Here is a 379-nt window from a genome sequence, read left to right on the forward strand (position 1 = left end):
TGCCTATCGCGCGCTTTTACCGCGATATGTTCGATGCGAGCGTCGACATCGAAGAGAAGCATGGATTGCACCGCGCGATGATCGACATCGGCACCCATCAGCAACTGCTGTACGCGGAAACGACTGAGCCCATTCCTGAATACGACGGGCATCACATCGCCATTTACACCGCCGCTTTTTCGGCGCCGTTCGGGCGGCTCGCCGAAAAAGGCCTTGTCTATGGAGAAGAGCCGCACCAGTACCGGTTTGCCGACCTGGTCGATCTGTCGTCCGGAGAGCGTTGCTTCAGGCTCGAGCACGAAGTGCGCAGCCTGCATCATCCGCTGTACGCGCGGCCGCTGGTGAACCGGAATCCGGAACAGACCAACCGGCACTATCT

Annotated in this window: 1 pseudogene; it reads left to right on the top strand. The window is 59.4% G+C overall.

What is annotated here, in order from left to right:
• Nucleotides 1-77 precede the first annotated feature (77 nt).
• Nucleotides 78-379 (top strand): annotated as a pseudogene (locus VSR34_RS38965) (glyoxalase/bleomycin resistance/dioxygenase family protein); the annotation flags it as partial.

Origin of the sequence: Paraburkholderia sp. JHI2823 (assembly GCF_038900695.1) — a bacterium.
GTDB lineage: Bacteria > Pseudomonadota > Gammaproteobacteria > Burkholderiales > Burkholderiaceae > Paraburkholderia > Paraburkholderia mimosarum.